A 25814-nucleotide genomic window follows, 5' to 3' on the forward strand; every position below is an offset into this window, starting at 1 on the left:
GGAACCTAAAAATGAACGCGATTTCCCCCGCAATGTCCAAGATGTCCGGCCGCAAGGTGACGGTGCATTACGGCCAGAAGCAGGCCCTGTTCGACGTCAACCTGGAGATCCCCGAGCGCATGGTGACGGCGCTGATCGGCCCGTCGGGCTGCCGCAAGTCGACCTTCCTGCGCTGCCTCAACCGCATGAACGACGTGATCGACGGCTGCCGGGTCGGCGGCGAGATCGTGCTCGACGGCCAGGACATCTATGACGCCAGCCTCGACGTGGTCATGCTGCGGGCGCGGATCGGAATGGTGTTCCAGAAGCCGAATCCGTTCCCCAAATCGATCTACGACAATGTCGCCTACGGCCCGCGCATCCACGGCATGGGCGCCACCAAGGCCGAGCTCGACGAGATCGTCGAAAGCTCGCTCACCCGCGCCGGCCTCTGGAATGAGGTCAAGGACCGGCTCGACCAGCCGGGCACCGGCCTTTCCGGCGGCCAGCAGCAGCGCCTGTGCATCGCGCGCGCCATCGCGGTCAGCCCGGAGGTGATCCTGATGGACGAGCCGTGCTCGGCCCTCGATCCCATTGCCACTGCAAAGATCGAGGAACTGATCGACGAGCTGCGCGAGAACTTCACCATCGTCATCGTTACCCACTCGATGCAGCAGGCAGCCCGCGTCAGCCAGAAAACGGCTTTCTTCCACCTCGGCTATCTGATCGAATGGGGCGATACCGAGCAGATCTTCACCAGCCCGAAGGATGAGCGCACCCAGGGCTATATCACCGGCCGCTTCGGCTGAGGAGCAGATAGCCATGCCCAACAAAGCCCCCGACCATATCGTCAAGAGCTTCGACGAGGAACTGCGGCGCCTGCGCGAGCAGATCCTCGCCATGGGTGGCCGCGCCGAGGCACAGCTGGTCGACGCTGTCGCGGCTCTCGCAAAGCGCGATTCCGAGAAGGCCGTGCGGGTCATCGAAAGCGACAAGAACATCGACGCCATCGAGATGCAGGTGGCGCAGGACTCGCTGAAGGTGCTGGCACTGCGCCAGCCGATGGCGAAGGATCTGCGCGAGGTGGTGGCCGCAATCAAGATCTCGTCCGATATCGAGCGCATCGGTGACTATGCCAAGAACATCGCCAAGCGCGCCCTGCAGCTGAACCAGCTGGCGCCGCTGCGGCCCACCAGCTCGATCCCGCGCATGGGCGACCTCGCTGTGAAGCTGATCAGCGCAGTGCTTTCGGCCTATGCCAATGACGATGCCGACGGCCTGCTTGCCGCCTGGCGCTCGGACGAGAGCATCGACGAGATGTACAATTCGCTGTTCCGCGAGCTGCTCACCTACATGATGGAGGATCCCCGCAATATCGGTGCCTCCACCCACCTGCTGTTCATCGCCAAGAACATCGAGCGGATCGGCGACCACGCCACCAATATCGCCGAGACGGTGCATTTCCTGGTCCATGGCAAGCCCATTGACGAGACGCGCCCGAAAGGAGATACGACGAATGTTGCGATCAATGCCTGACCGCACTGGACCTGACCGCACTGGACCTGAGCGCGTGATTTCCGAACGCGCCCGACGGTCTGATGTGCTGCGGGGCGAACCGATGAACGACCAGCGATCGAAGCCCGTCGTCCTGGTGGTCGAGGACGAACCGGCGCTTCTTACCCTGCTGCGCTACAACCTGGAGGCCGAGGGCTACCGGGTGGTCGAGGCCGTCAATGGCGAGGAGGCGCTGGTCCGGGCCCGCGAGGAAACGCCGGATCTCATCCTGCTCGACTGGATGCTGCCGCTGGTATCCGGAATCGAGGTGTGCCGGCAGATCCGCCGCATGCCGGATTTGAAATCGGCCGCCATCATCATGCTGACCGCCAAGGGCGAGGAGGCGGATAAGATCCGCGGCCTCGAAACCGGCGCCGATGACTACGTAACCAAGCCGTTCAGCCCCTCGGAGCTGATGGCCCGTGCCAAGGCGGCGCTGCGCCGCGCGCGCCCGCAATCGGGCGACGAGAACCTGACCTATGCCGACCTCTCGATGGATCTGGCGACGCACCGCGTGCGCCGCGCGAATCGCGACCTTCATCTGGGGCCGACCGAGTTCCGCCTGCTGAAATTCCTGATGGAGAACCAGGGCCGCGTCTTTTCGCGCGAGCAATTGCTGGATCATGTCTGGGGTCGCGACATCTATGTCGAGCCGAGAACGGTCGACGTCCATATCCGGCGCCTCCGCAAGGCGATCAATATCGACGGCCTGCCGGACCTGATTCGCACCGTCCGCTCGGCCGGCTACGCGCTGGATATCGAGGGCTGATCTCGAATGCCGTCAGGCCCGGGCTCGGCCCGGGTTGACGGCGTGGCGGCAACCGGCCATCACCCGGTCTTGCTGCGTGCCACATGGACGCCGTCCCAATCGGCGGGCGGCGGATCGGCACGGTATTCGGCGATACGGGCGGCATAGAGGTCATAGAATCCCGCCAGCGAATCCGGGGCGAGGCGGCGCGCTTCGGCGAGGGCCTGTTCCGCCGCCGGCCAGTCCTTGCCGCGATAGGCGGCGAGCAGTTCTTGGTGCGCCGGCAGCAGCGCTTGATAGGCGGCCGAGCCGGCAACCGTCTCGTCGCCGAGAACGGTATAGATGCGCACCGGCTGGGCCTTCCCCTTGACCCGCACCTGGTCGAGTTCGATGCGTGCGAATTCCGGCACCGTCGCGGCGGTCTCCTGGCCGATCACCAGATCGACTGCATAGACGGGCGAGAGCGCCTCGAGGCGCGAGGCAATATTGACCGTGTCGCCGAGGACCGAATAGTCAAAACGCTGTTCCGAGCCCATATTGCCGACGCAGGCAAGCCCCGTATTGATGCCGATGCCGATGCGGATCTCGATCGGCGCCGCGCCGGAAGCAGCTGCCTCCGTCGCGAAATCGCGGTTGATGCGGATGAGTGCCGCGCGCATGTCGAAGGCGGCCAGCACCGCCATGCGTCCGTGCGGCGCCACCTCGAGCGGCGCGTTCCACAGCGCCATGATGCAGTCGCCGATATACTTGTCTATGGTGCCCTGGCGGCGCTGGATCACCTCGGTCATCGGGGTGAGGAAGGCGTTGATCACGTGGGTGAGCGCCTGCGGGTCGAGGCCCTCCGACAGGCGGGTGAAGCCGCGGATGTCGCAGAACATGATGGTGAGCTCGCGCAATTCGCCGCCGAGCTTCAGGCGCTCGGGATGCGCGGCCAGCTGGTCGACCAGGGCGGGGGAGAGATAGCGCGAGAAGGCGCCGCGCACGAAGGCCTTCTCGCGCTCGGAGCGGATATAGCCGAGAAGGGTCGCCGCCACGAAGATGACGAAGGCGATACCGGCGGGATAGAGCGGATCGAGCAGGAAGCCCTGCGACCGGAACAGATAGAAGGAGCCGCCGAAGGCGCCGCCGATGCCGATGAGCGCCACGGCAAGCCCGAACAGCGCCGCGCGCTTCTGCGCCAGGGCAACGAGGATGAGGCCGAACCCCAGCAGCGCCAGCTGCTCCAGCTGCGTCGCCCAATAGGGGCGGGTGAGATAGGTGCCGCTGGCGATCTGCTCGGCGATCTGGGCATGGATCTCGATGCCGGTCATGATCTCGGCATTGGGCGTCGGCTTGTAGTCGCGCAGGCCGGCGACCGAGGCGCCGATGAAGATGATGCGCCCCGCCACCTGGGCGGCATCAAAATCCGGGTTCCAGAGATCGGCCAGGGAGAAGAAGCGCTCGGTCTGGTGGCCGCTGTCATAGAGCAGGATGCCCCCATTGGCGCTGGTCGGCATGATGGCCTGGCCGATCTTCACCATGGCGATGCCGCGGCTCTCGAACCATTGCTGCTCGCCGCTGGCGCCGCTCGACTTCACCTGATAGGTCCCGGCCCCCTGGGCGACGCGCAGCGCCTCGATGGCGAGGGTCGGACGGAAGGGGGTGGGATTGCCGGGCTCGGGCAGGCGCACAAAGGCCGGCACACGGCGGATGATGCCGTCGAAATCCGGCTCGGCATTGACCGAGGCAATGCCGGCCGCGGCCTGCTGCAACGGCATCATCGTGGTGATCCAATAGGGCCAGGACGGCAGCAGATCCGCGGGATTGTCGCCGGCAAAGGCGAAGCCCGCCTTCTGCAGCGGCAGCTCCTGCGGCCGCTCGGGATCCGTCGCCTGGGTAGCGAAGGCGGTCACGGTCGGGATGCGCGCGATGGCAGCGGCCAGGGCCTGGTCCGGATCCGGCACGGCCTGGATCGCGCTTCGGACGGAGTCGAAGGCGGCATCTTCCGGCAGCATCGCGGCAAGGCCCGCGGGACCGGTCCGGTCGGGCTCGGCATAGATCACGTCGAGGGCGACCGCGGCCGCGCCCAGTTCGCGCAGCCGGTCGACGATTCGGGCCATCAGCCCGCGCGGCCAGGGCCATTGGCCGAATTTCTCCAGGCTTTTCTCGTCGATGTCGCCGATGCGTACCGGCAGGGTCGGGTCATAGGGACGAGGAACCAGGCGTTGATAGGTGTCGAAGGTAAGGTTGCGCAATTGCTGGATCGGCTGCGGGTCGTGCTGGCGCAGCAGGATCGCCCCCGCCAGCAGCACAAGCGGCACCCAGAGGCTGGGGGATTGGCCCAGGAATCTCAGGCGCGAGAACATCCCGATCGACACGGCGTTTTGCCCCCGGAAAAAGCCAGCTACGGCGCGAATCGTCCCCGCCGGCCATCCTATCAGGCTGGGCACGGAGGTAGCAAAATCAGCCGGCGAGCGCCTTCCGGATGGCGGCAACCGCATCGATGCCGCTTTGCCGCGCGCCATGGGCGGTCGAGAAGGCGTCCGCCGAGGTCGCCTCGCCGGCAAAGAACAGGCGGTCGTCGATGGGCCGGGCCAGTTCCGCCCGGGCCTCGCCGCCGCCCGGCTTCAGCACCGAATAGGCGCCGCCCACCCAGGGATTGGCGACCCATTGTGTCGCCTTGGCCGCCACCACGTCGCGCACGATATCGGCACCGAAGACCCGGCCCAGCAGCGCGGTCGCCTCGGCGACGGCCGCCGCCTCGCCTTGGGCGAAGAGGTCGCGGGCAAAATGGGCGGCGGCGAACAGGGTGATCATCGGCCGGCCATAGGGCTTCACCTGGAAGGCGCCATCCGGCAGGGCGGGGTCGTTCAGCATGGCAAAATGCATGTCGATGCCGGGGCAGGGGTCGCGCTTCAGCCAGAAGCCGACCTTTTCGGCATGGCCCATCTCGATCCGGTCGATCGCGTCCAGTTTCCAATCGGGCAGGCGCGGGAAGAAATTGAAGCGCTCCTGCTTAAGGGTGGGGATGGAGGTCGTGACCAGAACGGCGCGGCAGAAGATCATGCCCTGGGGTGTTCCCACCATGATCTCGCTGCCGCCCCAATCGACCGATTTCACCGGGCAGTTGAGGTGGACCGGCACATGGGCATAGGTGGCGGCGACGAGCGCGCCATAGCCGTCCTCGACCGGCCAGTCCTCGTTGGTGTTGCGGTAGCGACCGGTATCGTAGGTCGAGGAGAATTCGGGCGCCGCCGCGACATAGCCCGAATAGTTGCGGGCAAAGAGCCCGGCCCAGGGATTGTCCCGGTCGATGAAGGTGGCGGCGGCGCGGTCATCGCCGGCCGCCGCCGCCGCATCGATGCGGTCATAGGTATCGTGGACGAAGGCCCAGTATTCCTCGACAGCGGCGTCGTTGAGCCACCATTTGCCGTCATGGATGCGGATCTGGAACGGCTGTTTCCAATAGCGGAAGCCGCGCCGGTCGGCTTCCTCCCGGAACGGGTTGATGCCGGCGGAATGCAGCCATTGGCAGCCATGGTCGAAGGGGGCCGGCAGGCTTGAGGTATCGGTGAAGGCGCGACCGCCGATGCGGTCCATCGCCTCCAGCAATTCGACATTGAGCCCGGCGCGGGCCGCCGCATCGGCGGCGGCGAGGCCAGCCGCACCGGCGCCGATGATGACAAGATCGCAGGATGTTTGCATGGCGGCGAGACTAGCCGACCACGTTGGTCCAGACCACCACCGTTTCCTGGGTGGTTTCGTTGGCGAAGCGGTGCGGCGTCTGGCTCTTGAAGCGGAAGGAATCACCGGTTTTCAGGTGGAACACCCGATCCTCGATCTCCAGCACCATTTCGCCCGCCATCACATAGCCGCCTTCCTCGCCCTTGTGGGTATACAGCTCGGGGCCGGAGGAGCCGCCCGGCGCGATGGTGACCAGATAGATCTCGAGCGCGCCATTGGCGGCGGGGGTGAGCAATTCCTTCTGCACGCCCGTGGTGTTGAGGCTGAGCACGCGGCGCCCTTGCGCGCGCACGATGCGGCCCAGTTCCTCGACCGGCGGCAGGTCGCCCTCGTGGAAGAGTTGCGACATCGGCACATTGAAGACTTCGGAAAGGCGCCTGAGCGAGCGCATGGTGGGCGAGGTGAGGCCGCGCTCGATCTGGCTGAGTGCACCCACGGAAAGTCCGCAGCGTTCGGCCAGCTGCTCCAGCGAGAGGTCGTGCATCTTGCGCAGGCCCCGCAGATGCTGCCCCAGCCACAGATCGGCGATCTTGGTTGCCGGCACGGCAGCCGCGGCATCCGCCGGCTGGTTGCCTGCCCTTCGCGCCGCGCGCGCTGCTTCCGTGCTTCTCGGCATGCCTGGGTGTCGTCACCTCGGAGTGAATACTGCCCCGAGTTCAGATCATTTGAGTGAAAATAGTCAACCGATTTTTCATTTTCCCGCTTGACGGCCCGGAGGGGGACCCGTGATGCTAGGCGACCGAGACAGGAGATGGGCAGGCCGAAGGCGGAGAGCGAAGCCATGCCAGACCCCGGTGAGGACGGCCGCACGAACGGCCAAACAGGGAGACTTGAAACCATGATCCAGAAAATGCTGGGCACCGCGGCTTGCGCCTTGCTGGTGTCGCTTGCCGGTGCCGCCCAGGCCGAAGGCAAGATCGTCATCTCCAACTGGGACGGCTACATGCCGGCCGAGCTGCTGGAGAATTTCACCAAGGAAACCGGCATCGAAGCCGAAATGACCGTCCATGCCACCAACGAGGAGATCATGGGCAAGGTCGTGGCCTCGGGCGGCAAGGGCTATGACGTGCTCTTCGTGTCCGGCCAGTTCGGCGAGGCGCTGCACAAGCTGGGTCTCGCTGCCGAGCTCGACCACGGCAATATCCCCAATCTCGCCAATCTCTATCCCGAGGCGATGGAGCTCAGCCATGATGTCGGCCTCAAATATTCGGTGCCCTATGCCTGGGGCACCACGGGCCTCTGCTATCGCAGCGACCTCGTCAAGGCGGAACCGACCAGCTGGAACGATCTACTGAAGCCCAGCGACGATCTGAAGGGCAAGACCACGATGCTGGCGACCGATCGCTGGCTGATGATGCCGGCCCTGCTCTCGCTCGGCTATTCGATCAACACGGTCGACGAGGCCGAGGTGGCGAAGGCCAAGGAGCTGCTGATCGAGACCAAGAAGACGCTGCTCTCATATGACGATACCACCTTCTACACAAAACTGGTCTCGGCCGAGGCGCATCTGGTCGAGGCCTGGGACGGCTGGTGCAATTACGGCATCGCCGAGAACGCCGACATCAAATACGTGATTCCCCAGGAAGGCAGCGACATGTGGGTCGATACCATGGTCGTCACCTCGTCCTCCGAGAACAAGGCGGCGGCCGAAGCCTTCATCAACTACATCCTGAAGCCCGACGTGCATCGCTGGGTGGCGGAGAACATCCTCTACAAGGTGCCGAACAAGGCGGCGATGGACAGCCTCGATCCCGCTCTGGTGACGCAATATCCCAATCTCGGCATCAGCCCGGCCGAATTGCTGAAATTCGAGCAATTGCGCGATCTCGGCGACGGCCAGAAGCTGTGGTCGAAGACGGTGACCGAAATCACCGCCAACTGAGCCACCTCAACGAATGGCGGGGCTCCCGCACGGGGCCCCGCCATTTTCCGTTCCTGAACCTGGGATCATCATGGTCTTATCGCGCCGCATCGTGCTGACCGGGCCGGGCATTGCCTGGATCGTCGCCCTGCTGGTGATTCCCTGCCTGCTGATCCTCGGCAATTCCTTTTTCGAGCGCGGTGTCTATGGCGGCATCGACTATATCTTCACCCTGGAGAATTACGCCCGCGCCGCCGACCCGCTCTATGCCGCCGTGTTCTGGAACTCGGCCCAGGTGGCCGGAATCACGACGCTGATCTCGCTGCTGGTCGGCTATCCCGCCGCCTATTGCATCGCCCAGATGAACCCCCGCCGGCAGCTGGCCTGCCTGATCCTCGTCATGCTGCCGCTCTGGAGCAACTACCTCATCCGCACCTATGCCTGGATGGTGATGCTGAACAACGAAGGCCTCATCAACCGCGTGCTGATCGGGGCTGGCCTCATAGACGCACCTTTGCCGCTGCTCTACAACGATTTCGCCATCATCATCGGCCTCACCTACGGCTACATGCCGTTCATGATCTTGGCCCTCTTCAGTTCGATCTCGAAGCTGGGGCCGGATCTGCGCGAGGCTTCGACCGATCTCGGTGCCTCCGCCTTTACCACCTTCCGCCGCGTCACCCTGCCGCTCACGCTTCCCGGCATCGCCGCCGGCTCGGTCTTTGTCTTCGTGCTCTCGGTCGGCAATTTCGTCACTCCAGATCTGCTGGGTGGCGGCAAGCGCACCATGCTGGGCAATCTCATCTACGACCAGTTCCTGACCGCGCGCGACTGGCCCTTCGGTTCGGCCATCGCCGCCATCGTCGTCTTCATCATGATGGCGCTGCTGACCGCCCAGGCGATCATCGTCAACCGCCGCTCCCGCGAAGACGGGGAGGCCGGACAATGATGTTCCGGGCAATGACGATCCGCCGCTGGCTCAGCGCACATCTGGCGCTGGTCTATGTCTTTCTCTATGCGCCGATCCTGGTGCTGGTGGCGCTCTCCTTCAACAAGGCGGGTCTCCCCACCGTCTGGACCGGCTTCTCGGTCGAGTGGTACGGCAAGCTGCTCGCCAACCAGAAGATCCTCTCGGCGGTCGGCAATTCGCTCTTCATCGCTGCCGTGGCGACGGCGATCTCCGTCGTCATCGGCACGCTGCTGGCCATGGGGCTGGAGGAGCGGCGGCCGCGAGTCGCGACCGAGGCGCTGATCTCGGCGCCGATGATCATTCCCGACATCGTCATGGCGATCTCGCTGCTTTCCTTCTATTCGCTGATCAAGCTGACGCTGGGCGCGCATTCGGTGATCTTGAGCCACACCGCCTTCATGATTTCCTTCGTCTGCGTCGTGGTCAGGACGCGCTTCAAGCATTTCGACCGCTCGATCATCGAAGCCTCGATCGATCTCGGCGCTTCGGAAATCACCACCTTCCGTCGCGTCACCCTGCCGGTGATCGCGCCCGGTGTCATCGCTGCGGCCTTGCTCGGCTTCACGCTTTCCTTCGACGAGTTCATCATCGCCTATTTCACGGCGGGCCCATCCTCCTCCTCCATCACCTTTCCCATGCAGATCTATGCCATGATCCGGTTCGGCGTGACGCCCGACGTCAATGCGGTGGCGACCATCGTGCTACTCGTCTCATTCTTCCTCATCTTCTTGTCGCAGCGCCTGACGCGCGAGGAACCGGCGCAGGGGGCGAAGCCATGAGTGCGCTTCTCGAGGTCGCAGGCGTTTCCAAGAGTTTCGGCCCGGTGAAGGCGGTCGACAATATCGACCTTACCATCGGCGCCAACGAGTTCTTCGCCCTGCTGGGGCCGTCCGGCTGTGGCAAGACCACATTGCTGCGCATGATCGCCGGCTTCGAGATGCCGGATCAGGGCCGCATCATCCTTGCCGGGCAGGACATCACCGGGGTGAAGGCCAACAAACGGCCGATCAATCTGATGTTCCAGTCCTATGCGCTCTTTCCCCATATGACGGTCGCCGGCAATGTCGCCTATGGCCTCGAGATGGAAGGCATGCGCGGCGCCGAACTGGATCGGCGCGTCGCCGAAGCCCTCGATCTCGTCCAGTTGTCGCCGTTGGCCAAGCGCAAGCCGGCACAGTTGTCGGGCGGGCAGAAGCAGCGCGTGGCGCTGGCCCGCGCCCTGGTCAAGCGGCCGCAATTGCTGCTGCTCGACGAACCGCTGGGCGCGCTCGACAAGAAGCTGCGCGAGCAGATGCAGATCGAGTTGAAGCGCCTGCAGCAGGAAACCGGCATCGCCTTCCTGGTGGTCACCCACGACCAGGAAGAGGCCCTCACCATGGCCGACCGCATTGCGCTGCTGAAGGCGGGTCGTGTTGCCCAGCTCGACGCGCCGCGCGCCCTCTATGAGCGGCCGAGTTCGCGCTTCGTCGCCGATTTCATCGGCCAGATGAATTTCCTGGCGGGCGAGGTAACGGCGGCCGGGCTGGAAATTCCGGGCCTCGGCTGCTTCGGCGCCGTCAATCTCGCCGATCACGCCATCGGTACGCGTGCCGAGCTTGCCATTCGGCCGGAGCGCGTCGAGCTCCTGGACGGCGCTGTGTCAGGTGCGATCGCCGCGCACGTCTCGGGACTTGCCTATCTCGGCCAGGATCTCATCCTGCACCTCAGCATTGCCGGCCGCGCGCAGCCGCTGGTGGCACGGGTGCCGGCCGCCAATCCGCTCAGCACACGGCTGCGCCAGGGGCTCGATCTGTGGTGCCGCTGGCCGGCCGAGCACAGCCTTGTCTTGTCGGAATAGCATTCGCGTAAGGGAGAAAAACCATGGGAAAAACCATCGTCCTGTTTCCGGAGGCGGCCTTCGGCCCGGCGCTCAATTGCGTCGGCATCGCGCAGCGCCTCAAGGCCATGGGCCACAACCCGGTCTTCATCTGTGACAAGGGTTTCAAGGGCGTCTTCGAGAAATACGGCTTCGAGGAGAACCTGGTCGACATGTCAGGCGGCATGTCGGATGAGGAGATCGCCAAGTTCTGGGCCAACTTCATCGCCGAGAAGCAGCCGCATTTCCGCCTCTCGCCGATTGACCAGCTGCCGACCTATGTCATCCCGGTGTGGGAGGCGATCGTCGATTCCGCGATCATTGCGGAAGAGGGGCTGAAGGCGCATCTCGACCGCATCAAGCCGGATCTGGTGGCAGTCGACAACGTGATCCTGTTCCCGGCCATCAAGAAGGCCGGCTGTCCCTGGGTGCGCATCATCTCCTGTTCCGAGAACGAGATTCCGGACCCCGACATCCCGCCGCATCTCTCCGGCTGCCACGAGAATGACAAGGAGGGCTTCAAGAAGTTCGACGACCGGTTCCTGGAACTGGTCAAGCCGACGCATGACCGCTTTACCGAATTCATGGTGCGCCAAGGCGAGAAGCCCTATCCGCTGGGCCAGTTCTTCGAGGCAAGCCCCACCATGAATTTGCTGCTCTATCCGAAGCCGCTCGCCTTCAAGCGCCGGCATCCGCTGGATCCGAAACAATTCCAGTATCTCGAGGGCTGTGTCCGCGACGAGGGCACCTATACCGTGCCGGAATTCAAGGTCCACAACGACAAGCCGCTGATCTATGTCTCCTACGGTTCGCTGGGTGCCGCGGATATCGATCTCTACAAGAACCTGATCAAGGCCTTCGCCAAGCTGCCCTATCGCTTCCTCATGAATGTCGGCGATTACATCGGCGAATATTCCGACGTTCCCGGCAACGTTCATCTGGAAAGCTGGTATCCGCAGCCGGCGGTCATTCCGCATGTGGATCTCTTCATCCATCACGGCGGCAACAACAGCTTCAACGAGGCGCTCTATTTCGGCAAGCCGGCGATCATCATGCCGTTCTGCTGGGACGGCCTCGACAATGCCGCGCGTATCCATGACACCGGCTATGGCGAGCAGTTGCCGCGCTATACCTGGACAGAAGGCGAGCTTGCCGCCACCATCGACCGCCTGCTCAACGACCGGGCGATGAAGCAGCGCCTCAACGAGGTGGCCAAGCACATGCAGGCCGCCAAGGGCACCGAGAAGGCCGCCAATATCCTGGCCGAGATCGCGACCACGGGGGGCTTCAAGCCGTGAGCAACAAGGCCAAGCTCGATTCCTCGGCGCCGCATATCTACGACGCCACGGGCTATGACGATCTCGTCGATTGGGGCGAGCAGCCGGATTGCATGGAGGGGCGGTCGCATTCTTCCGGCCGCCTGCTCTTCAAGCGACCGGACCCGTCCGTCGGCGGCAATTCGCCGGAGACGGGGCTCTGGGTGGTGACACCGGGGAAATGGCCGCTCGCCATTCCGCGCGACGAGTTCTGCCACTTCATCGCCGGCCGCGCCACCTATGTGAAGGACGATGGCGAGGTGATCGAGGTAACGCCCGGCACCTGCGTCCACTTTCCCGCCGGTTGGGCCGGCATCTGCACGGTCCACGAGACCCTGCGCAATGTCTACATGCTGCGATAGGAGTAGCGAAACATCATGACCACACCTGTCCTCTACAACCCGAAATCGGTCGCCGAGCTCAAGGATTGGGGGCCGATTCCGACCATGATCGAAGGCCAGTCGATGACCTCGGGGGTGCTGCTGCACAAGGGGCCCAATGGCGAGAACGAGACCGGCATCTGGGTCTGCACGCCGGGTTTCTGGAACTGCCACGTGACCCGCGACGAGTTCTGCCATTTCATGCTGGGACGCTGCACCTACACCCATGAAAGCGGTGAGGTGATCGAGATCTATCCCGACACCATCGCCTTCTTCCCCAAGGACTGGAAGGGTACCTGCCGCGTGCACGAGACCGTGCGCAAGGTTTACATGATTCGGTGATTGTCACCCTCGTTCTACCAATTGCGTCATGCCCGGATTTGATCCGGGCATCCACTCTATCAACTGCACCAGTGGATCCCCGGGTCTTCGCCCGGGGATGACGGCGTCAAACAGCGAGTCTCGTTATGCCCGCCTTCGACCCCAATCTCGGCCAGATCTTCGTCGGCAACGATTACATCATGCCGGCAGGCGCAACCCTGGCCGAGGTGAAGAATCCGGCCGATCTTTCCGTGGTCGGACGGGTCGCGCAATGCGCACCCTCGGTCCTCGACGGCGTGCTGGAGAAGGCGCTGCTGGCGCAGAAGGATTGGGCCGCCCTCGACGGCAAGTCTCGGGCGACGGCGCTGCATCGTCTCGCCGATGCGATGGAGCGCGCGGTCACCGGCGCGGCGGCCGAGCTGATGACGCGGGAGATGGGCAAGCCCTTCACCGAATCGACCGGCGAACTCATGAACGTGGCGCCGATCTTCCGCTATTTTGCGGAACTGGCGCGGGAGGATGGCGGCTTCGTCGCGGCGCCCACCTCGCCGGGCTCGCTGCAATATGCGCGCTGGTACCCCTATGGCGTCACCGGGCATATCGTGCCCTACAACTTTCCGATCATCCTGATGGCCTTCACGGTGGCGGCGTCGCTCGCCGCCGGAAATGCCGTCGTCATCAAGCCGGCGCCGGCGACGTCGCTCTCGACCCTTGCCTTCATGGAACATTTCAAGGCGCTGCCGGCGGGCCTCGTCGCTTGTGTGACCGGCGGCATCGATACCGCGCAAGCCCTCATCAATGACGGGCGCATCGGCGCCATCGCCTTCACCGGCTCGGTCGAAGCGGGGCGCGACGTGGCTGCCGCCTGTGCGCGGCATCTGAAACCCTGTGTCATCGAGGCGGGCGGATCCGACCCCATGATCGTGATGGATTCGGCTGATCCGGAAGTGGCGGCGGCGGCGGCCGTCACCGGCGCCTTCCATCTTTCCGGCCAGATCTGCACCTCGACCGAGCGCATTTTCGTCCATGAGAAGGTGCATGACGCCTTCGTCGATTCCATGGTGGCAAGGACCAGGCGGCTGCGCATCGGCAACGGCCTCAAGAATGTCGAGATCGGGCCGCTGGTCTCGGAAGCGGCACGCGCCAAGGTGATGCGCCTCGTGGATGCGGCGGTGGCGCAAGGCGCCAGGATCGCCTGCGGCGGCCGCGTGCCGCCCGACCACAATACCGGCTGGTTCTACGAGCCCACGATCCTCACCGGTGTGACGCCGGAGATGGACCTGATGCGTGCCGAGATGTTCGGCCCGGTGGCGCCCATCATCCGCATCCGGAACTTCGAGGAAGCCGTCACTCTCGCCAACAGCTCGAAATTCGGCCTGGGGGCTGCCATATTCACCTCGAAGCTTGACGAGGCGATGGCGGCCGTGGACCGGCTTGAAGCCGGCATGGTATGGGTCAACAATGTACTGGGCGACAATGACGCACTGCCCTTCGGCGGCTGGAAGCTCTCCGGCCTGGGCCGCGCGCTCAGCCGCCTCGGCCTCAACGCCTTCCGCCAGTCGAAGATGGTGATGCTGGACCCGAAGGCCGAATTGCAGTCCTGGTGGTACCCCTATTCCGATTCCTTCTATCGCGAGCGCGGCGGCCGCTGGGAGTAACGAGGTTTCGACCATGCAGCATCTTTATCATGCGACCGCCCTTGATCCCGCGATCCCGGTGCCGAGCTGGTGGCGCGATACCAAGACGGATGTCCCCGCCTATCCGACGCTGGAAGGAGAGATCGACACCGAAATCGCCATCATCGGCGGCGGCTATACCGGCCTATCCGCCGCCTATCACCTGGCGCGCGACCACGATATCCAGGCGGTGGTGCTGGAACGCGCCTATCCCGGCTGGGGTGGATCGGGGCGCAATGGCGGCTTCTGCTGCATGGGCTCGTCGAAGATGCCCTGGAACAAGATGGCGGCGAAGTTCGGCCTCGAGGAGGCGCGTAGCTTCTGGCGCAGCCAGCGCGAATCGGTCGGCCTCGTCGCCGAGATCATCGACCGCGAAGGCATCGATGTCGACAAGACCGGCCATGGCGAGGTTTCGCTCGCCCACAAGCCGAACCTGGTGGACGCCCTGCGCGAAGAAGCCGACTACATGGCCAGGACCTTCGGTGCCACCGAGAAATTCATGAGCAAGGAAGACCTAGTCGCCCAGGGCCTCAATTCGCCGGGGCTCTATGCCGGTGTCGCCAATCCGGTCGGTTTCGGCCTCAACCCCTGGAAATACGTGACCGGGCTTGCCGCCGCGACCGCAAGGGCGGGTGCGCGCATCTTCGGCAATGCCGAGGTGATCCACTGGTCGCGCGAGGGCGGCAAGCATGTCCTCACCACCCAGCGCGGCCGGGTGCGCGCCGACAAGGTCCTGATCGCCACCGCCGGCTATACGCCGGAGGATTTGCACAATGATTATGGCGGACGCGTCCTGCCGGCCCTCTCCTCGATCGTTGTGACGCGGCCGATTACGGAGGCCGAGCAGAAGGCGCAGGGCTGGACCAACACCACGCCGGTCTATGACATCCGCTATCTGCTGCATTACTTCCGCCTGCTGCCGGACGGGCGCATGATGTTCGGCGGCCGCGGCGGGCTTTCCGCCGAACCCGGGAAGTTGCGCGCCCAGCAGGATCGGATCGAAGCGGATTTCCGCGCCTATTACCCGGAATGGCGCCATGTCGAGGTGACGCATCGCTGGTCGGGCCTGCTCTGCCTCGCCCAGGATTTGGTGCCGCATGTAGGCAGCTGGGACGACCAGCCTGGTGTCTATTTTGCCATGTGCTATCACGGCAACGGCGTCGCCATGGGGACCTGGTCGGGCCGCGCGGCGGCGCGGGCCATGGTGGGGGGCGTCGACGAGAGGCCTAATTTCATCCGCCGCCCGCCGCCGCGTTTCCCGCTCGCCTTCCTGCGCCCGCTCTATCTGCGCGGCGCCTATGTCGCCTATGGCATCAGGGACAGCCTGAGCTAGAACGCGACGCGCGTCACCTGTCCGGAGCGAACCAGGCGGCCCGCTAGCGCGACCAAGGCATGCGAGTTTCGGCGCAGGGACTGGCGCGCCATCGCATCACACCTGCAACGAGGGGATCATGCGCTCAATTCCGCTTTCCATCCTGGCTGCACTGCCGACCGTCTTGCCGGCTCTTCTCGCCCAGCCAGCTACAGCCGAGGATCTGGTGCTGGAACAGGCGCCGTCGGAGATCCGCATCGAGGCGATGCCGGACGGCCAGATGCGAATCGTCAACACCACGCGCCGGTTCGAGACCAACCTGCTTGCCACCCTGGCCGACCGCCAAGCGGTCCAGCACCAGCTGCTGGCAATCGAACACCGGGCCGAGCTGGTCGAAGGCACCGAGATCGAGCGCCAGTTCGGCGCAGGCGGGGTCAAGGTGACGGCCTATCCGCTCTCGGCCGCGGGCAAGGGCGGGGCCAGCTTTACCATCGAATCGCCGGGCGATGCGGTCAGGGTCGATGGCCCCTATCTGACGATCAGCCATTACGGCTGTTGTGCCGAGGGCGGTACCGATTCCATCTTCAGCCTGGAAACCGGCCGATATCTATTCAATGCCAACGGACCGGGCCAAGCGGGCGACTGGGTAACCATAGGTGCGCGCGGCGGGCTCGAGAACGAGCGTATCCTCGCCTATCACCTGGTGCCGACGCCGTTGGACAGCCTTCTTTTCGGCGATGTCGAGAACGGTGCCGCGATCATTTCCTATGCGCGGCGCGACAGGCCGTTGCAGCGCGTGGCGCTGGTGGCGCCGCAAGCGGTGTTCGATGCCGGCCGCGAATTGGACTGGCTGCCCAAGGCAGCACTGACGGGACCCGGACAGGGCGAGGCGAGCGACCGTCTTTTCATCGAACGCAGCGGCAGCGGAGCCGAAATTTTCGACGGCATCACCTACCGCCTCAGCCTAGATGACGCGACGATGATCGAGATCCCCGTGAATGCCGACCGGCTGGATATCGCCGGGGCGAAACTGCCGGCCGGCTATCGCCTGGTCGAGACGCCGCTGGAACAGCCACAATAGAAGTCCGGGAGGGAATCCGCCTGCGGGCCGCGGCGGCGGCAATCAGCAATCGTTGGCGGGTTGCGGACGCAGGTGATTGGGTACGCGCAGGGCGCGGAGGCCGCAACGAATCTGGGCCAGCGGCCGCCCGAACCAGCCGCGAATTCCGATCACGACCGGCCAGGCGAAGATGTCGTTGCGTTTGGCGGTGACGTTCATGATTCACCCATACCTGGAATGCGGGTCGAAAAAATGGCGTCGAGATGACGCTTCCATGACGCGCAGACCCAGGGAAAACCGGAAGAAAAGAAAATCACCGGCGGGCAGTTTGGGGGGCGGTAAGCCCGCCGGCGGGGCTGGCGGCGCGGGTCGGTTCGGCCCGTCTTCCGCCATCGCCCTGTGCTTTTCGCAAAGCCAAGTTTCAATCGCAAACCTAGGGAAACTCCCGGCGGGGAGGGAGGGAAACCCATCCGCCGACGCTTCTAATCTAGGCATCCCTGCGCCAGATTTCAGTGATCGGGGTCACAATGCCGCGATCTTTCCATATTTCAGCCAAGCGACTGAAACGGCGCGACTTTTCACTCGATATGGTCGAGGCGGGTCTGCAAATCCGCCTTTGCGGCGGTCAGCGTGAAGACAAGATCGTAGTGCCCGAGCTCGCTGGGATCCCAGGCGGCGACACTGACCGGGCCTGATTTCCAGGTATGGACCGGCATCGTCGACGAGATGCCGGGCGCCAGCTCCACCTTGTCCTTCACCACCTGCGGGCTGCCGAGGCGGCGGTTGAGCCCGGCCAGCAGCTTGTAGCCCTCCTTGGTCTTCACCGGTGTCAGGCGGGCGGAGACGAGTTCGTAGGACGTGCCGCTTTCGGCAAGGTCGTTGCCGCCATAGAGTGCCTCGCCGAAGCCGGTCTCGTCGAAACCGTCATCACCCGAGACTTCCATGAAATCGAAGCGGATGCGGGTCATGACGCCGTCGACCTCGACCTCGACCGGCCGCCACCAGGAAAGATTGGCGGGATCCGGCGCCACGACGCGGCAGGTCTTGACGCCGACCCGCTCGTAGCGGGCCTCGTTGTCGGCCACGTAACCCACCATGCGCTGGCGCAATTCAGGGTCGTCGCCGCATTTGACCGTCGCGCCCTTGGGCAGGCCCTCGAAGGGCAACGGCATGCTGGAGAACTCCTCCAGCGAGATACCAAGCGGATAGCCAAGCTGGACGGGAACCCGTGAATCGGCACTCGAATCCGCGTGCGCAACGCCTGCTGCCAGCAGCAGGGCGACAATTACACCGGCGCCGGTGGCGGGTGCCGCCGGGCGATTGGCCTCGAAGCAGGTTGGCATGTTCCGTCCCCGTGTTCCCGTTGCCGGAATCGGGTGGACTTGTGCCGCCCGACTCGATGCAACTCACGCAGTCAGAATGCGCGTAAAATGCGACGGTTCCGTTGTGAGATTAATCTCGCAGCCTGTGAAATACCTGTGACGCCATATGAAGTTCGTTCGCCACGTATCGGAAAACGGGATCAAAAAGATTCCGCCGGCATGGCCATCAGCGAGTCCGACCCGGCCATCAGGATGGTGAAGAGGGAATTGGTCTCGGGCAGGATGCGCGCCATGTAGAAGCGCGCCGATTGCACCTTGGCGGCATAGAAGCCGTCGCGATCGTCATCCTTCCTGGCGAGGGCGATCTCCACCATGCGGCACCACATGAAGCCGAGGGCGGTCAGCGCGAAGAGGCGCTGGTAGTCGGTCGCCGCCGCCCCCGCCTCGTTCGGGTTGGCAAGCCCGGCCTGCGCGATCCAGGCGGTCGCCTGCTGCAGCTTGGCGAAGGCCTTGGCCAGCGGCAGGACGTATTCCGCCATCTCGGGCTTCTCGCTGGTCTGCTCGATGTAGTCGGCAACGGGATGAAAGAAGCGCCGGGCGAGGCGGCCGGTGCCGGTCGGCAGCTTACGACCGACCAGGTCGAGCGCCTGGATGCCGTTGGTGCCCTCGTAGATCTGGGTGATGCGCGCATCGCGCACCAACTGCTCCATGCCCCATTCGCGGATATAGCCGTGGCCGCCATAGACCTGGACACCCAGATTGGCGGCATGGAAACCGTGATCGGTCAGGAAGGCCTTGACGATCGGCGTCATCAGGGCGACGAGGTCGTCGGATTCCTGGCGCTTCTCGATATCGGGATGATGCTGCGAGAGGTCGAGGTGATAGCCGATCCAGTAGGCCAGCGCCCGGCAGCCCTCGGTGATGCTGCGCATGGTCAGCAGCATGCGGCGCACGTCCGGATGCACGATGATGGGGTCGGCCGGCTTCTCCGGGAACTTGGCGCCGGTCAATGCGCGCATCTGCAACCGGTCGCGGGCGTAAGTCACGGCTCCCTGATAGGCGGCCTCGGCGATGCCAAGCCCCTGCATGCCGACAGCCAGGCGCGCCGTGTTCATCATGGTGAACATCGCCGACATGCCCTTGTGCGGCTTCCCCACCAGCCAGGCCTGCGCACCATCGAAATTCATGACGCAGGTGGAGGACGCCTTGATCCCCATCTTCTTCTCGATCGAGCCGCAGACCACGGGATTGCGGGTCCCCGGCTTGCCATCCGCATCGGGGATGAATTTCGGACAGACGAAGAGCGAGATGCCGCGAATGCCGGCCGGCGCGTCAGGGAGGCGCGCCAACACCAGGTGAATGATGTTCTCGGTGAAATCATGCTCGCCGGCCGAGATGAAGATCTTGGTGCCGTAGAGCCTGTAGGAGCCGTCAGGATTGGCCTCGGCCCTTGTCTTGCAGAGGCCGAGATCGGTACCGCAATGCGGCTCGGTCAGGCACATCGTGCCGGTCCAGCTGCCATCGACCAGTTTCGGCAGATAGAGCGCCTTCTGCTCGTCGGAGCCGTGGGCGTGAATGGCGTTGTAATTGCCGTTGGAAAGGCCGGGATACATGCCGAAGGAAAGATTGGCCGAGCAGATCATCTCCTCGACCGCGAAATTGATCAGCTTCGGCAGGCCCTGACCGCCATAGGCGGGATCGCAGGGCAGGCTGGTCCAGCCGCCCTCGATGAAGGTGGCATAGGCTTCCCTGAAGCCCTTCGGCGTGGTGACGGTGCCGTTGTCGAAATGGCAGCCTTCCTCGTCGCCGGGATGATTGAGGGGCTGCAGCACCTCCTCGCAGAACTTGCCGGCCTCTTCGAGGATCGCCTCCACCGTGTCGCCGGTCGCATCGGCGAAATCCGGGACCAGCTCGGGCAGCTTCTCGGCCTCGAGCAATTCGTTGAGCACGAAACGGATCTCGCGCAAGGGTGCTTTATAGGCTGGCATCGATCGTCTCCCTTGCCTAGTTCCTGAGCGGCTTGCCGGTGGTCAGCATGTGTTCCATGCGCGCCAGCGTCGGGCCGGTCCTCAGCAGCGACATGAAGGCCTTCTTCTCCAGCTTCGATATCTGGTCCTCGGTCACGGTTTCGGTGAAATCCGTCTTGCCGCCGGAGAGCACTTCGGCGAGTGCGTCGGAGACCGTGACGTCATGGGGCAGCGCCTTCCCCTGCAGGGCGAAGCCTTCGACCGCGAGATTGAGCGCGACGCGGCCGGTGGGTCCCGGCAGGCGCAATTCCTGCGGTGCCGGCGGCTGGTAGCCGGCTTCCAGCAGTTTGAGCGCCTTCTGCTTGGCGTCGTAGAGCAGCCGGTCGCGATTCATGGTGACGGCATCATCCGCCCGCAGGAAGCGCAGCTCCTTGGCCTCATGGGCGGATTTGGCGATCTTGGCCAGCGAAATGGCCTCGAAGGCCTGGGCCACCGGCGGCATCGGCCCCTTGGGGTCGCGCGCACCCGGCTGCCAGCGCAGCAGCATCTCCTTGCAGCCGCCCCAGCCGGGGATCAGGCCGACGCCGACCTCGACCAGACCCATATAGGTCTCGGCATGGGCCTGGATCGCGGCGCAATGCAGCAGGATTTCGCAGCCGCCGCCCAGCGCCATGCCGGAAGGCGCGCCGACGACGGGGAAGGGTGCGAACTTCACCGCCTTGTAGGCGGACTGGCCGGTCGCGATCATGTCGTCGATCATCGGCCACATGGCGATATTGGCGGCAAAGAGGGCAAGGCCGATATTGGCCCCGACCGAAAAATTCTCGCCCTCGTTATGGATGACGAGGGCCCTCATCTTCTTGGCCACGTGATCCACCGCCTGCTTCACCAGAGCGAGACTGTCGGGGTCCAGCGCGTTCATCTTGCTGTGGAACTCGAGGCAGGCGACACCGTCGCCGATATCCCAGAGCGAGGCCGAGCCGTTCCGCATGATCGGCTTGCTGCCGAGCTTGATGTCGGAGAGCAGCAGCACACCCGTTGGCCGCAACAGCGGGGTATAGCTGCCATCGGGCTTGAGGTGGTGAATCTGACCGCCCTCGACCTTGTAGAAGCCGCCCGCCCTGGCGGCGGTTTCGAGGAAGGCCGGCACCGGCAGGTTCTCGGCCGTCAGTTTCTCGGCGAACCAGGCGGCACCCATCTGGTCGATCATCTCGAACGGGCCGCGCTTCCAGTTGTAGCCGGACTTCATGCCCTGATCGATGGCGACCACGTCATCGGCGATTTCCGGCACCAGCGAAGCGGCATAGGCGAGCAGGCCGGACAGCACCTTCCAGGCATATTGCCCGCCCTTGTCCTTGTGTGTGACGAGGACCTTGAGGCCGCCCTTGGCGGCATCGGCGGAATCAAGTCGCGCGCGATCGCTGGGCGCATATGCGCCGGTCTTGAGGTCGATCGATTCCTTGACCTTGCCGCCGCCCGCTGTGTTGAGGCGATAGAACCCGCCCTTGCCCTTGCGCCCGGTATAGCCGTCGGCGATCATTTTCTGGAGCAGCGGCCAGTCGCGCCGGATCTTCATATAGGGATCGTCCGGCTGCAGGAGCCCGGCCATCGACTTGTCGACATGGGGCATGAGATCGAGGCCGACGAGGTCGAGGAGCGCGAAGAGCCCGGTCTTGGGCGCGCCGATCGGCCGGCCCATGATGGCATCGGCTTCCTCGATCGTGAGGCCGAGATCGAGCGCGGCGGTGACGGCTGCCTGCATCCAGAAGACACCGATGCGATTGCCGACGAAACCCGGCGTGTCCTTGGCGCGGACGATGCACTTCCCCAGCATGCGGTCGCCGAAATCGGCGATGTCGCGGAGCACCTCTGGGCGTGTCTTGGGCCCGCCGACGATCTCGAGGAGGCGCATGTAGCGCGGCGGGTTGAAAAAATGGGTAATGCAGAAATCGGCCTGGATGCTCTCCGGCAATCCCTGCATCAGGGTAGAGAGCGGAATGGTCGAGGTATTGGAGGAGAGGATCGAGCCCTGCTGCCGCTTTCCCTCCAGCTTCTGGTAGAGCGCCTGCTTGATGTCGAGGCGCTCGATCACCGCCTCGACGATCCAGTCGACATCGCCGAGCTGGTCGAGGTCGTCCTCGGTATTGCCCGGTGTGATGAGTCTTGCCGCCGCCCGCGACATGAGCGGGGCGGGATCGGCCTTCAGCAGTTTGTCGATGGCGCCCCTGGCGATGGCGCTGCGGTCATTGCCTTCCTTCGGCACGATGTCGAGGAGAAGGACGGGGATACCGGCATTGGCGATCTGGGCGGCGATGCCGCTCCCCATCACGCCGGCGCCGATGACGCAGGCTTTTCTGATGGCCATCACACGGCCTCCAGGATGGTGGCGATGCCCTGGCCGCCGCCGATGCATTGGGTGGCCAGCGCGAATTGCTTGCCTTCGCGCTTCAGAAGTGCGGCCGCCTTGCCGGTGATGCGGGCCCCGGTGGCGCCCAGGGGATGGCCGAGCGCGATGGCGCCGCCATCCAGATTGACCTTGGCCATGTCGATCTTGAGATCGCGGATGCAGGCGATCGATTGCGAGGCGAAGGCCTCGTTGAGCTCGATGATGTCGATGTCGTTGATGGTGAGGCCGGCGCGCTTCAATGCCCTCTGCGTCGCCACGACCGGACCGATTCCCATGATCTCCGGTGCGCAGCCGGCAACCGAAATCGCACGGATCCTGGCCAGCACCGGCAGTTTATGCGCCTTCGCATATTCGGCCGAGGTGATGAGGCAGGCGGCGGCGCCGTCGGTGAGCGGCGAGGACGTCCCGGCCGTGACCGAGCCCGCCTGGTCGAAGGCGGGCTTCAACCCGGCAAGCCCCTCGGTTGTCGTGTCGGCGCGGATGGTGCCGTCTTCGCTGACCATTTCCTTGCCGGCCTGGATCGGCACGATCTCGTCCTTGAACCTGCCGGCATCGCGGGCTGCTGCGGCCTTCTTCTGGCTCGAAACCGCAAATGCCTCCTGGTCCGCGCGGCTGATGCCGTATTTCTTCGCGACATTCTCGGCCGTCGTTCCCATCGAGATATAGGCGGCCGGCAGGCGCTCGTTGAGTGCCGGATTGGGCATCGGGTTAAACCCCAGCATCGGCACGCGCGTCATGCTCTCGATCCCGGCGCAGAGGAAGGCCTCGCCCGCACCCATGCGGATCGAGCCCGCCGCCCAGTGGATCGCCTGCATGGAGGAGCCGCAGAACCGGTTCACCGTGGCCCCGGCGACCGATTGCGGCAGATCGGCGATGAGGCCGATGAGGCGCGCCACGTTGAAGCCCTGCTCGCCCTCCGGAAAGGCGCAGCCGACGACGAGGTCTTCGACATCCGAAGTCACCACCCTTGTCCGCTCGACCAGGCTGCGGACCACGGCGGCGCAGAGATCGTCGGGCCGCACCTTGACCAGCGCCCCCTTGTTGGCGAAGTGGAAGGGCGAGCGCTGATAGCCCGCGATGACGACATCGGTCATGGTTCAATCTCCTTGATGCGCTCGGCGCGCGCCTTTTCCTCGTCAGCGAGGACCTTTTTCAGGATCTTGCCGATGATGCTCTTGGGCAGATCGGCGCGGAATTCATAGAGCCGGGGCTTTTCGATCTTGGACAGGCGATCCTCCAGGAAGGAATCGATCTCCTCGGCGGTCGCCGTCAGGTTGTCCTTCAGCACGATGAAGGCCTTGACCGTCTGACCGCGATAGGCATCGTCGACGCCGATCACGGCGCATTCCTTGACCGCCGGATGTTCGTAAAGCGCCTCCTCGATCACGCGCGGATAGACCTTGAAGCCCGACGCATTGATCATTTCCTTGAGGCGGTCGGTGATGAAGACATAGCCGTCCTCGTCGATATGGCCGACATCGCCGGTATGGAGGCGGCCGTCATAGATCACCTCGGCCGTCGCTTCCGGGCGCTTCCAATAGCCCAGCATCACCTGGGGCCCCCTGAAGCAGATCTCGCCCTTTTCGCCGGGTGCCACCAGCTGGTGCGGGTCATCCAGCGAGACGATCTCGCAGCTGGTCAAGGGGAATGGCAGGCCGATCGAGCCGGATTTGCCACCGGTATGGGTGGGATTGCAGCAGCAGACCGGCGACGCTTCGGACAGGCCGTAACCTTCGATCAGATGCGTGCCGGTACGGGCCTCGAAGGACTTGCGCACCTCGGCCGGCAGGGCGGCGCCGCCGGAAATGCAGAATTTGAGAGAGGTGAGGTCGAAGTCGTCGATGTTGGGCGCATTTAAGAGCGCGTTGAACAGTGTCGGCACGCCGGCCAAGGCCGCGGGCCGCTTGCGGTGGATCAGCTTCAGGAGTTTCTGCACCTCGAACTTCGGCTCCAGGATCATGGTGCCGCCGACCGCCAGCGTGAAGTTCATGACGCAGGTCATGGCAAAGGCATGGAAAAGGGGCAGGACGCCGACCATCTTCGCTCCAGGCCGCTCGACCGTGTGGAAGAAGCGCTCGGCCTGGATCGCGTTGCTGTAGACATTGGCATGGCTGAGCATGGCGCCCTTCGGCACGCCCGTGGTGCCGCCGGTATATTGCAGCAGGGCCACATCCTTGCTGCAATCGATCGCAACCGGCTGATAGGCGCCGTCATTGTCGATCAGATCCTTCAGGGCTATGTGGCGGCTGTCGATCGTCATGCGCGCACGCGCCGCGCGCATGACGAAGGGATAGACCAGGTTCTGCGGGAAGGGCAGCTGGTCCGCCATCGGGCAGACGATGACCGTCTTCACCCGGCATTTCGGCAGCACGGCATCGAGCTTGGGCAGCAGCTGGACGACATCCAGCGTCACCATGAAATCGCATTCGGCATCGTTGATCTGCCGCTCGATCTCGGGCTCGGCATAGAGCGGGTTGAAATTGACCAGGGTCGCCCCGGCCTTCAAGGCGCCGTGATAGAAGGCGACGAAATAGGGGCAGTTCGGCAGGAAGAGACCCAGATGCATGCCGGGTTTCAGCCCCAGCAGCTGCAGCCCCTTGGCGATGCGGTCGGAGAGCGCCTTCACCTCGGCGTAAGAGTAGCGCTTGTCGAGGAAGTCGATGCAATCGAGCTGCGGGTTGGCCGCCGCCTGGTCGTCGAGCAGCGCATGGACCGGCTTCACCGCGATGGGTGCTGCCCAATCGACCTCCGGCGGATAGGACGAAGCCCAGACGGGCATGCCTGCGCCCGGCTTGCGCGCCTCTTCCCCCACCCCCGACACGCTTGTCTCCATGGGTTCCCTTCCCAGGGGATTCCATCGCCTGCGGATGCCACTCAGGATCGGCATTCAGTCACAGCGATTTTGCGCATTCTCCGGCATTTAAGGCAAAGGAATGGTTAACGCGGTCTGGCAGCCGGTGGCCCCGGGAATTAGCGCAGCTAACCTGCCCTATAAACTGCCGCCCAGATCGCCCCCCAGGCATCCCGCGAAGCTGATCCCGCCCAGGGTCAGATTGCGGAAGGCGATGAGGCCGCCGGCCTGCTTCAGGCGACCGACCAGGCCGGGCCTATCCCCGGCGACGGTGAGGATATTGTCGAAGGCGGTGGGGGTGAGAAGGCGTGCATCCGCCCGGTGGGTGGCGGCAAGCGATTGCTCGAGGCTCCAGCCGGGCGGGAAGACGATGATCGCGGTGCCGGTTTCCCCCTCATCCATCTGGGCATAGGCCAGTAGGGCCGCCATCACGCCGAGCCACAGCGCCAGGATGGCGCCGAGCAGCTTCAGGGTCAGGGCATGCGGACTGAAGGCGGTCATGGAGGTTCCGA

23 protein-coding genes are annotated in these 25814 nt (G+C 64.4%); 13 read left to right on the forward strand and 10 right to left on the reverse strand.

What is annotated here, in order from left to right; translation table 11 throughout:
• Positions 1 to 11: 11 nt before the first annotated feature.
• The 3 genes from pstB to phoB all read left to right on the forward strand — a co-directional run bounded on the left by pstB (position 12) and on the right by phoB (position 2302).
• On the forward strand, positions 12 to 788 hold the full coding sequence (gene pstB, locus A8950_RS00680) for a phosphate ABC transporter ATP-binding protein PstB (protein ID WP_133611555.1): 777 nt from the start codon (positions 12 to 14) through the stop codon (positions 786 to 788).
• Between the two features lie 13 nt (positions 789 to 801).
• Positions 802 to 1515 carry a phosphate signaling complex protein PhoU gene (gene phoU / locus A8950_RS00685; protein WP_133611556.1) on the forward strand — a complete coding sequence of 238 codons (714 nt, stop codon included), beginning with the start codon at positions 802 to 804 and terminating at the stop codon, positions 1513 to 1515.
• An 82-nt stretch (positions 1516 to 1597) separates the two neighbouring features.
• Positions 1598 to 2302, forward strand: coding sequence for a phosphate regulon transcriptional regulator PhoB (gene phoB, locus A8950_RS00690; protein ID WP_133611557.1), 705 nt, complete (start codon positions 1598 to 1600; stop codon positions 2300 to 2302).
• A gap of 59 nt (positions 2303 to 2361) precedes the next feature.
• On the opposite strand, the gene A8950_RS00695 is transcribed toward phoB, so the two are convergent.
• The 3 genes from A8950_RS00695 to A8950_RS00705 all read right to left on the reverse strand — a co-directional run bounded on the left by A8950_RS00695 (position 2362) and on the right by A8950_RS00705 (position 6620).
• The gene (locus tag A8950_RS00695; RefSeq protein ID WP_166644923.1) at positions 2362 to 4638 is read right to left on the reverse strand and encodes a CHASE2 domain-containing protein; all 2277 of its coding nucleotides are present in this window, start codon (positions 4636 to 4638) and stop codon (positions 2362 to 2364) included.
• Positions 4639 to 4723: 85 nt separating this feature from the next.
• Complete coding sequence (locus tag A8950_RS00700; RefSeq protein WP_133611559.1) at positions 4724 to 5965, reverse strand: flavin monoamine oxidase family protein; 1242 nt, start codon at positions 5963 to 5965, stop codon at positions 4724 to 4726.
• A gap of 10 nt (positions 5966 to 5975) precedes the next feature.
• The gene (locus A8950_RS00705) at positions 5976 to 6620 is read right to left on the reverse strand and encodes a cupin domain-containing protein (RefSeq protein WP_133611560.1); all 645 of its coding nucleotides are present in this window, start codon (positions 6618 to 6620) and stop codon (positions 5976 to 5978) included.
• A gap of 222 nt (positions 6621 to 6842) precedes the next feature.
• Here A8950_RS00705 and A8950_RS00710 point away from each other — a divergent pair, with 222 nt between their 5' ends.
• From A8950_RS00710 to A8950_RS00755, 10 genes are all read left to right on the forward strand, one after another.
• On the forward strand, positions 6843 to 7886 hold the full coding sequence (locus A8950_RS00710) for a polyamine ABC transporter substrate-binding protein (protein WP_133611561.1): 1044 nt from the start codon (positions 6843 to 6845) through the stop codon (positions 7884 to 7886).
• A 70-nt stretch (positions 7887 to 7956) separates the two neighbouring features.
• Entirely contained in the window at positions 7957 to 8814 is an 858-nt protein-coding gene (locus A8950_RS00715; protein WP_133611562.1) for an ABC transporter permease, read from the forward strand.
• Positions 8811 to 9614, forward strand: coding sequence for an ABC transporter permease (locus tag A8950_RS00720; RefSeq protein WP_133611563.1), 804 nt, complete (start codon positions 8811 to 8813; stop codon positions 9612 to 9614). Before A8950_RS00715 ends, A8950_RS00720 begins: the two co-directional genes overlap by 4 nt.
• Positions 9611 to 10672: an ABC transporter ATP-binding protein gene (locus A8950_RS00725; RefSeq protein WP_133611564.1), complete on the forward strand. Its 1062-nt coding sequence runs from the start codon at positions 9611 to 9613 to the stop codon at positions 10670 to 10672. Before A8950_RS00720 ends, A8950_RS00725 begins: the two co-directional genes overlap by 4 nt.
• 23 nt (positions 10673 to 10695) lie before the next feature.
• Complete coding sequence (locus A8950_RS00730) at positions 10696 to 11988, forward strand: glycosyltransferase (RefSeq protein ID WP_133611565.1); 1293 nt, start codon at positions 10696 to 10698, stop codon at positions 11986 to 11988.
• Positions 11985 to 12368 (forward strand): cupin domain-containing protein, encoded by a 384-nt coding sequence (locus A8950_RS00735; RefSeq protein WP_208109684.1) that lies wholly within the window; start codon positions 11985 to 11987, stop codon positions 12366 to 12368. The genes A8950_RS00730 and A8950_RS00735 overlap by 4 nt, the downstream gene beginning before the upstream one ends.
• A 15-nt stretch (positions 12369 to 12383) precedes the next feature.
• Positions 12384 to 12728, forward strand: coding sequence for a cupin domain-containing protein (locus A8950_RS00740; RefSeq protein WP_133611566.1), 345 nt, complete (start codon positions 12384 to 12386; stop codon positions 12726 to 12728).
• 125 nt (positions 12729 to 12853) lie between these two features.
• Positions 12854 to 14365 carry an aldehyde dehydrogenase family protein gene (locus tag A8950_RS00745; protein WP_208109685.1) on the forward strand — a complete coding sequence of 504 codons (1512 nt, stop codon included), beginning with the start codon at positions 12854 to 12856 and terminating at the stop codon, positions 14363 to 14365.
• A 13-nt stretch (positions 14366 to 14378) separates the two neighbouring features.
• The gene (locus A8950_RS00750; RefSeq protein WP_133611567.1) at positions 14379 to 15716 is read left to right on the forward strand and encodes an NAD(P)/FAD-dependent oxidoreductase; all 1338 of its coding nucleotides are present in this window, start codon (positions 14379 to 14381) and stop codon (positions 15714 to 15716) included.
• Positions 15717 to 15834: 118 nt separating this feature from the next.
• Positions 15835 to 16776: a hypothetical protein gene (locus tag A8950_RS00755; RefSeq protein WP_133611568.1), complete on the forward strand. Its 942-nt coding sequence runs from the start codon at positions 15835 to 15837 to the stop codon at positions 16774 to 16776.
• A gap of 42 nt (positions 16777 to 16818) precedes the next feature.
• Here the strand turns inward: A8950_RS00755 and A8950_RS19330 are convergent, their stop codons facing one another.
• From A8950_RS19330 to A8950_RS00785, 7 genes are all read right to left on the reverse strand, one after another.
• A complete protein-coding gene (locus A8950_RS19330) occupies positions 16819 to 16974 on the reverse strand; it encodes a hypothetical protein (protein WP_166644924.1) in 156 nt (51 codons plus the stop codon).
• Positions 16975 to 17333: 359 nt separating this feature from the next.
• Complete coding sequence (locus A8950_RS00760) at positions 17334 to 18098, reverse strand: hypothetical protein (protein ID WP_133611569.1); 765 nt, start codon at positions 18096 to 18098, stop codon at positions 17334 to 17336.
• Positions 18099 to 18277: 179 nt separating this feature from the next.
• Complete coding sequence (locus tag A8950_RS00765) at positions 18278 to 20065, reverse strand: acyl-CoA dehydrogenase C-terminal domain-containing protein (protein ID WP_133611570.1); 1788 nt, start codon at positions 20063 to 20065, stop codon at positions 18278 to 18280.
• Between the two features lie 16 nt (positions 20066 to 20081).
• Entirely contained in the window at positions 20082 to 22409 is a 2328-nt protein-coding gene (locus A8950_RS00770) for a 3-hydroxyacyl-CoA dehydrogenase/enoyl-CoA hydratase family protein (RefSeq protein WP_208109686.1), read from the reverse strand.
• The gene (locus tag A8950_RS00775) at positions 22409 to 23545 is read right to left on the reverse strand and encodes a thiolase family protein (protein WP_133611572.1); all 1137 of its coding nucleotides are present in this window, start codon (positions 23543 to 23545) and stop codon (positions 22409 to 22411) included. The genes A8950_RS00770 and A8950_RS00775 overlap by 1 nt, the downstream gene beginning before the upstream one ends.
• A complete protein-coding gene (locus tag A8950_RS00780) occupies positions 23542 to 25284 on the reverse strand; it encodes a long-chain-fatty-acid--CoA ligase (protein WP_243735482.1) in 1743 nt (580 codons plus the stop codon). The genes A8950_RS00775 and A8950_RS00780 overlap by 4 nt, the downstream gene beginning before the upstream one ends.
• Before the next feature lie 156 nt (positions 25285 to 25440).
• The gene (locus A8950_RS00785) at positions 25441 to 25803 is read right to left on the reverse strand and encodes a hypothetical protein (protein ID WP_133611573.1); all 363 of its coding nucleotides are present in this window, start codon (positions 25801 to 25803) and stop codon (positions 25441 to 25443) included.
• Positions 25804 to 25814: the final 11 nt, after the last annotated feature.

It is taken from the genome of Dongia mobilis (assembly GCF_004363235.1).
In the GTDB taxonomy this organism is placed as follows: domain Bacteria; phylum Pseudomonadota; class Alphaproteobacteria; order Dongiales; family Dongiaceae; genus Dongia; species Dongia mobilis.

Bases quoted from the DNA above. Each gene is read 5' to 3' on its own strand.
- A8950_RS00700 (WP_133611559.1), bottom strand. From the start codon at position 5,965: ATGCAAACATCCTGCGATCTTGTCATCATCGGCGCCGGTGCGGCTGGC.
- A8950_RS00755 (WP_133611568.1), top strand. From the start codon at position 15,835: ATGCGCTCAATTCCGCTTTCCATCCTGGCTGCACTGCCGACCGTCTTG.
- pstB (WP_133611555.1), top strand. From the start codon at position 12: ATGAACGCGATTTCCCCCGCAATGTCCAAGATGTCCGGCCGCAAGGTG.
- A8950_RS00785 (WP_133611573.1), bottom strand. From the start codon at position 25,803: ATGACCGCCTTCAGTCCGCATGCCCTGACCCTGAAGCTGCTCGGCGCC.
- A8950_RS00780 (WP_243735482.1), bottom strand. From the start codon at position 25,284: ATGGAGACAAGCGTGTCGGGGGTGGGGGAAGAGGCGCGCAAGCCGGGC.
- A8950_RS00775 (WP_133611572.1), bottom strand. From the start codon at position 23,545: ATGACCGATGTCGTCATCGCGGGCTATCAGCGCTCGCCCTTCCACTTC.
- A8950_RS00730 (WP_133611565.1), top strand. From the start codon at position 10,696: ATGGGAAAAACCATCGTCCTGTTTCCGGAGGCGGCCTTCGGCCCGGCG.
- phoU (WP_133611556.1), top strand. From the start codon at position 802: ATGCCCAACAAAGCCCCCGACCATATCGTCAAGAGCTTCGACGAGGAA.
- A8950_RS00750 (WP_133611567.1), top strand. From the start codon at position 14,379: ATGCAGCATCTTTATCATGCGACCGCCCTTGATCCCGCGATCCCGGTG.
- A8950_RS00710 (WP_133611561.1), top strand. From the start codon at position 6,843: ATGATCCAGAAAATGCTGGGCACCGCGGCTTGCGCCTTGCTGGTGTCG.
- A8950_RS00760 (WP_133611569.1), bottom strand. From the start codon at position 18,098: ATGCCAACCTGCTTCGAGGCCAATCGCCCGGCGGCACCCGCCACCGGC.
- phoB (WP_133611557.1), top strand. From the start codon at position 1,598: ATGAACGACCAGCGATCGAAGCCCGTCGTCCTGGTGGTCGAGGACGAA.
- A8950_RS00715 (WP_133611562.1), top strand. From the start codon at position 7,957: ATGGTCTTATCGCGCCGCATCGTGCTGACCGGGCCGGGCATTGCCTGG.
- A8950_RS00725 (WP_133611564.1), top strand. From the start codon at position 9,611: ATGAGTGCGCTTCTCGAGGTCGCAGGCGTTTCCAAGAGTTTCGGCCCG.
- A8950_RS00745 (WP_208109685.1), top strand. From the start codon at position 12,854: ATGCCCGCCTTCGACCCCAATCTCGGCCAGATCTTCGTCGGCAACGAT.
- A8950_RS00705 (WP_133611560.1), bottom strand. From the start codon at position 6,620: ATGCCGAGAAGCACGGAAGCAGCGCGCGCGGCGCGAAGGGCAGGCAAC.
- A8950_RS00740 (WP_133611566.1), top strand. From the start codon at position 12,384: ATGACCACACCTGTCCTCTACAACCCGAAATCGGTCGCCGAGCTCAAG.
- A8950_RS00770 (WP_208109686.1), bottom strand. From the start codon at position 22,409: ATGGCCATCAGAAAAGCCTGCGTCATCGGCGCCGGCGTGATGGGGAGC.
- A8950_RS00765 (WP_133611570.1), bottom strand. From the start codon at position 20,065: ATGCCAGCCTATAAAGCACCCTTGCGCGAGATCCGTTTCGTGCTCAAC.
- A8950_RS19330 (WP_166644924.1), bottom strand. From the start codon at position 16,974: ATGAACGTCACCGCCAAACGCAACGACATCTTCGCCTGGCCGGTCGTG.
- A8950_RS00720 (WP_133611563.1), top strand. From the start codon at position 8,811: ATGATGTTCCGGGCAATGACGATCCGCCGCTGGCTCAGCGCACATCTG.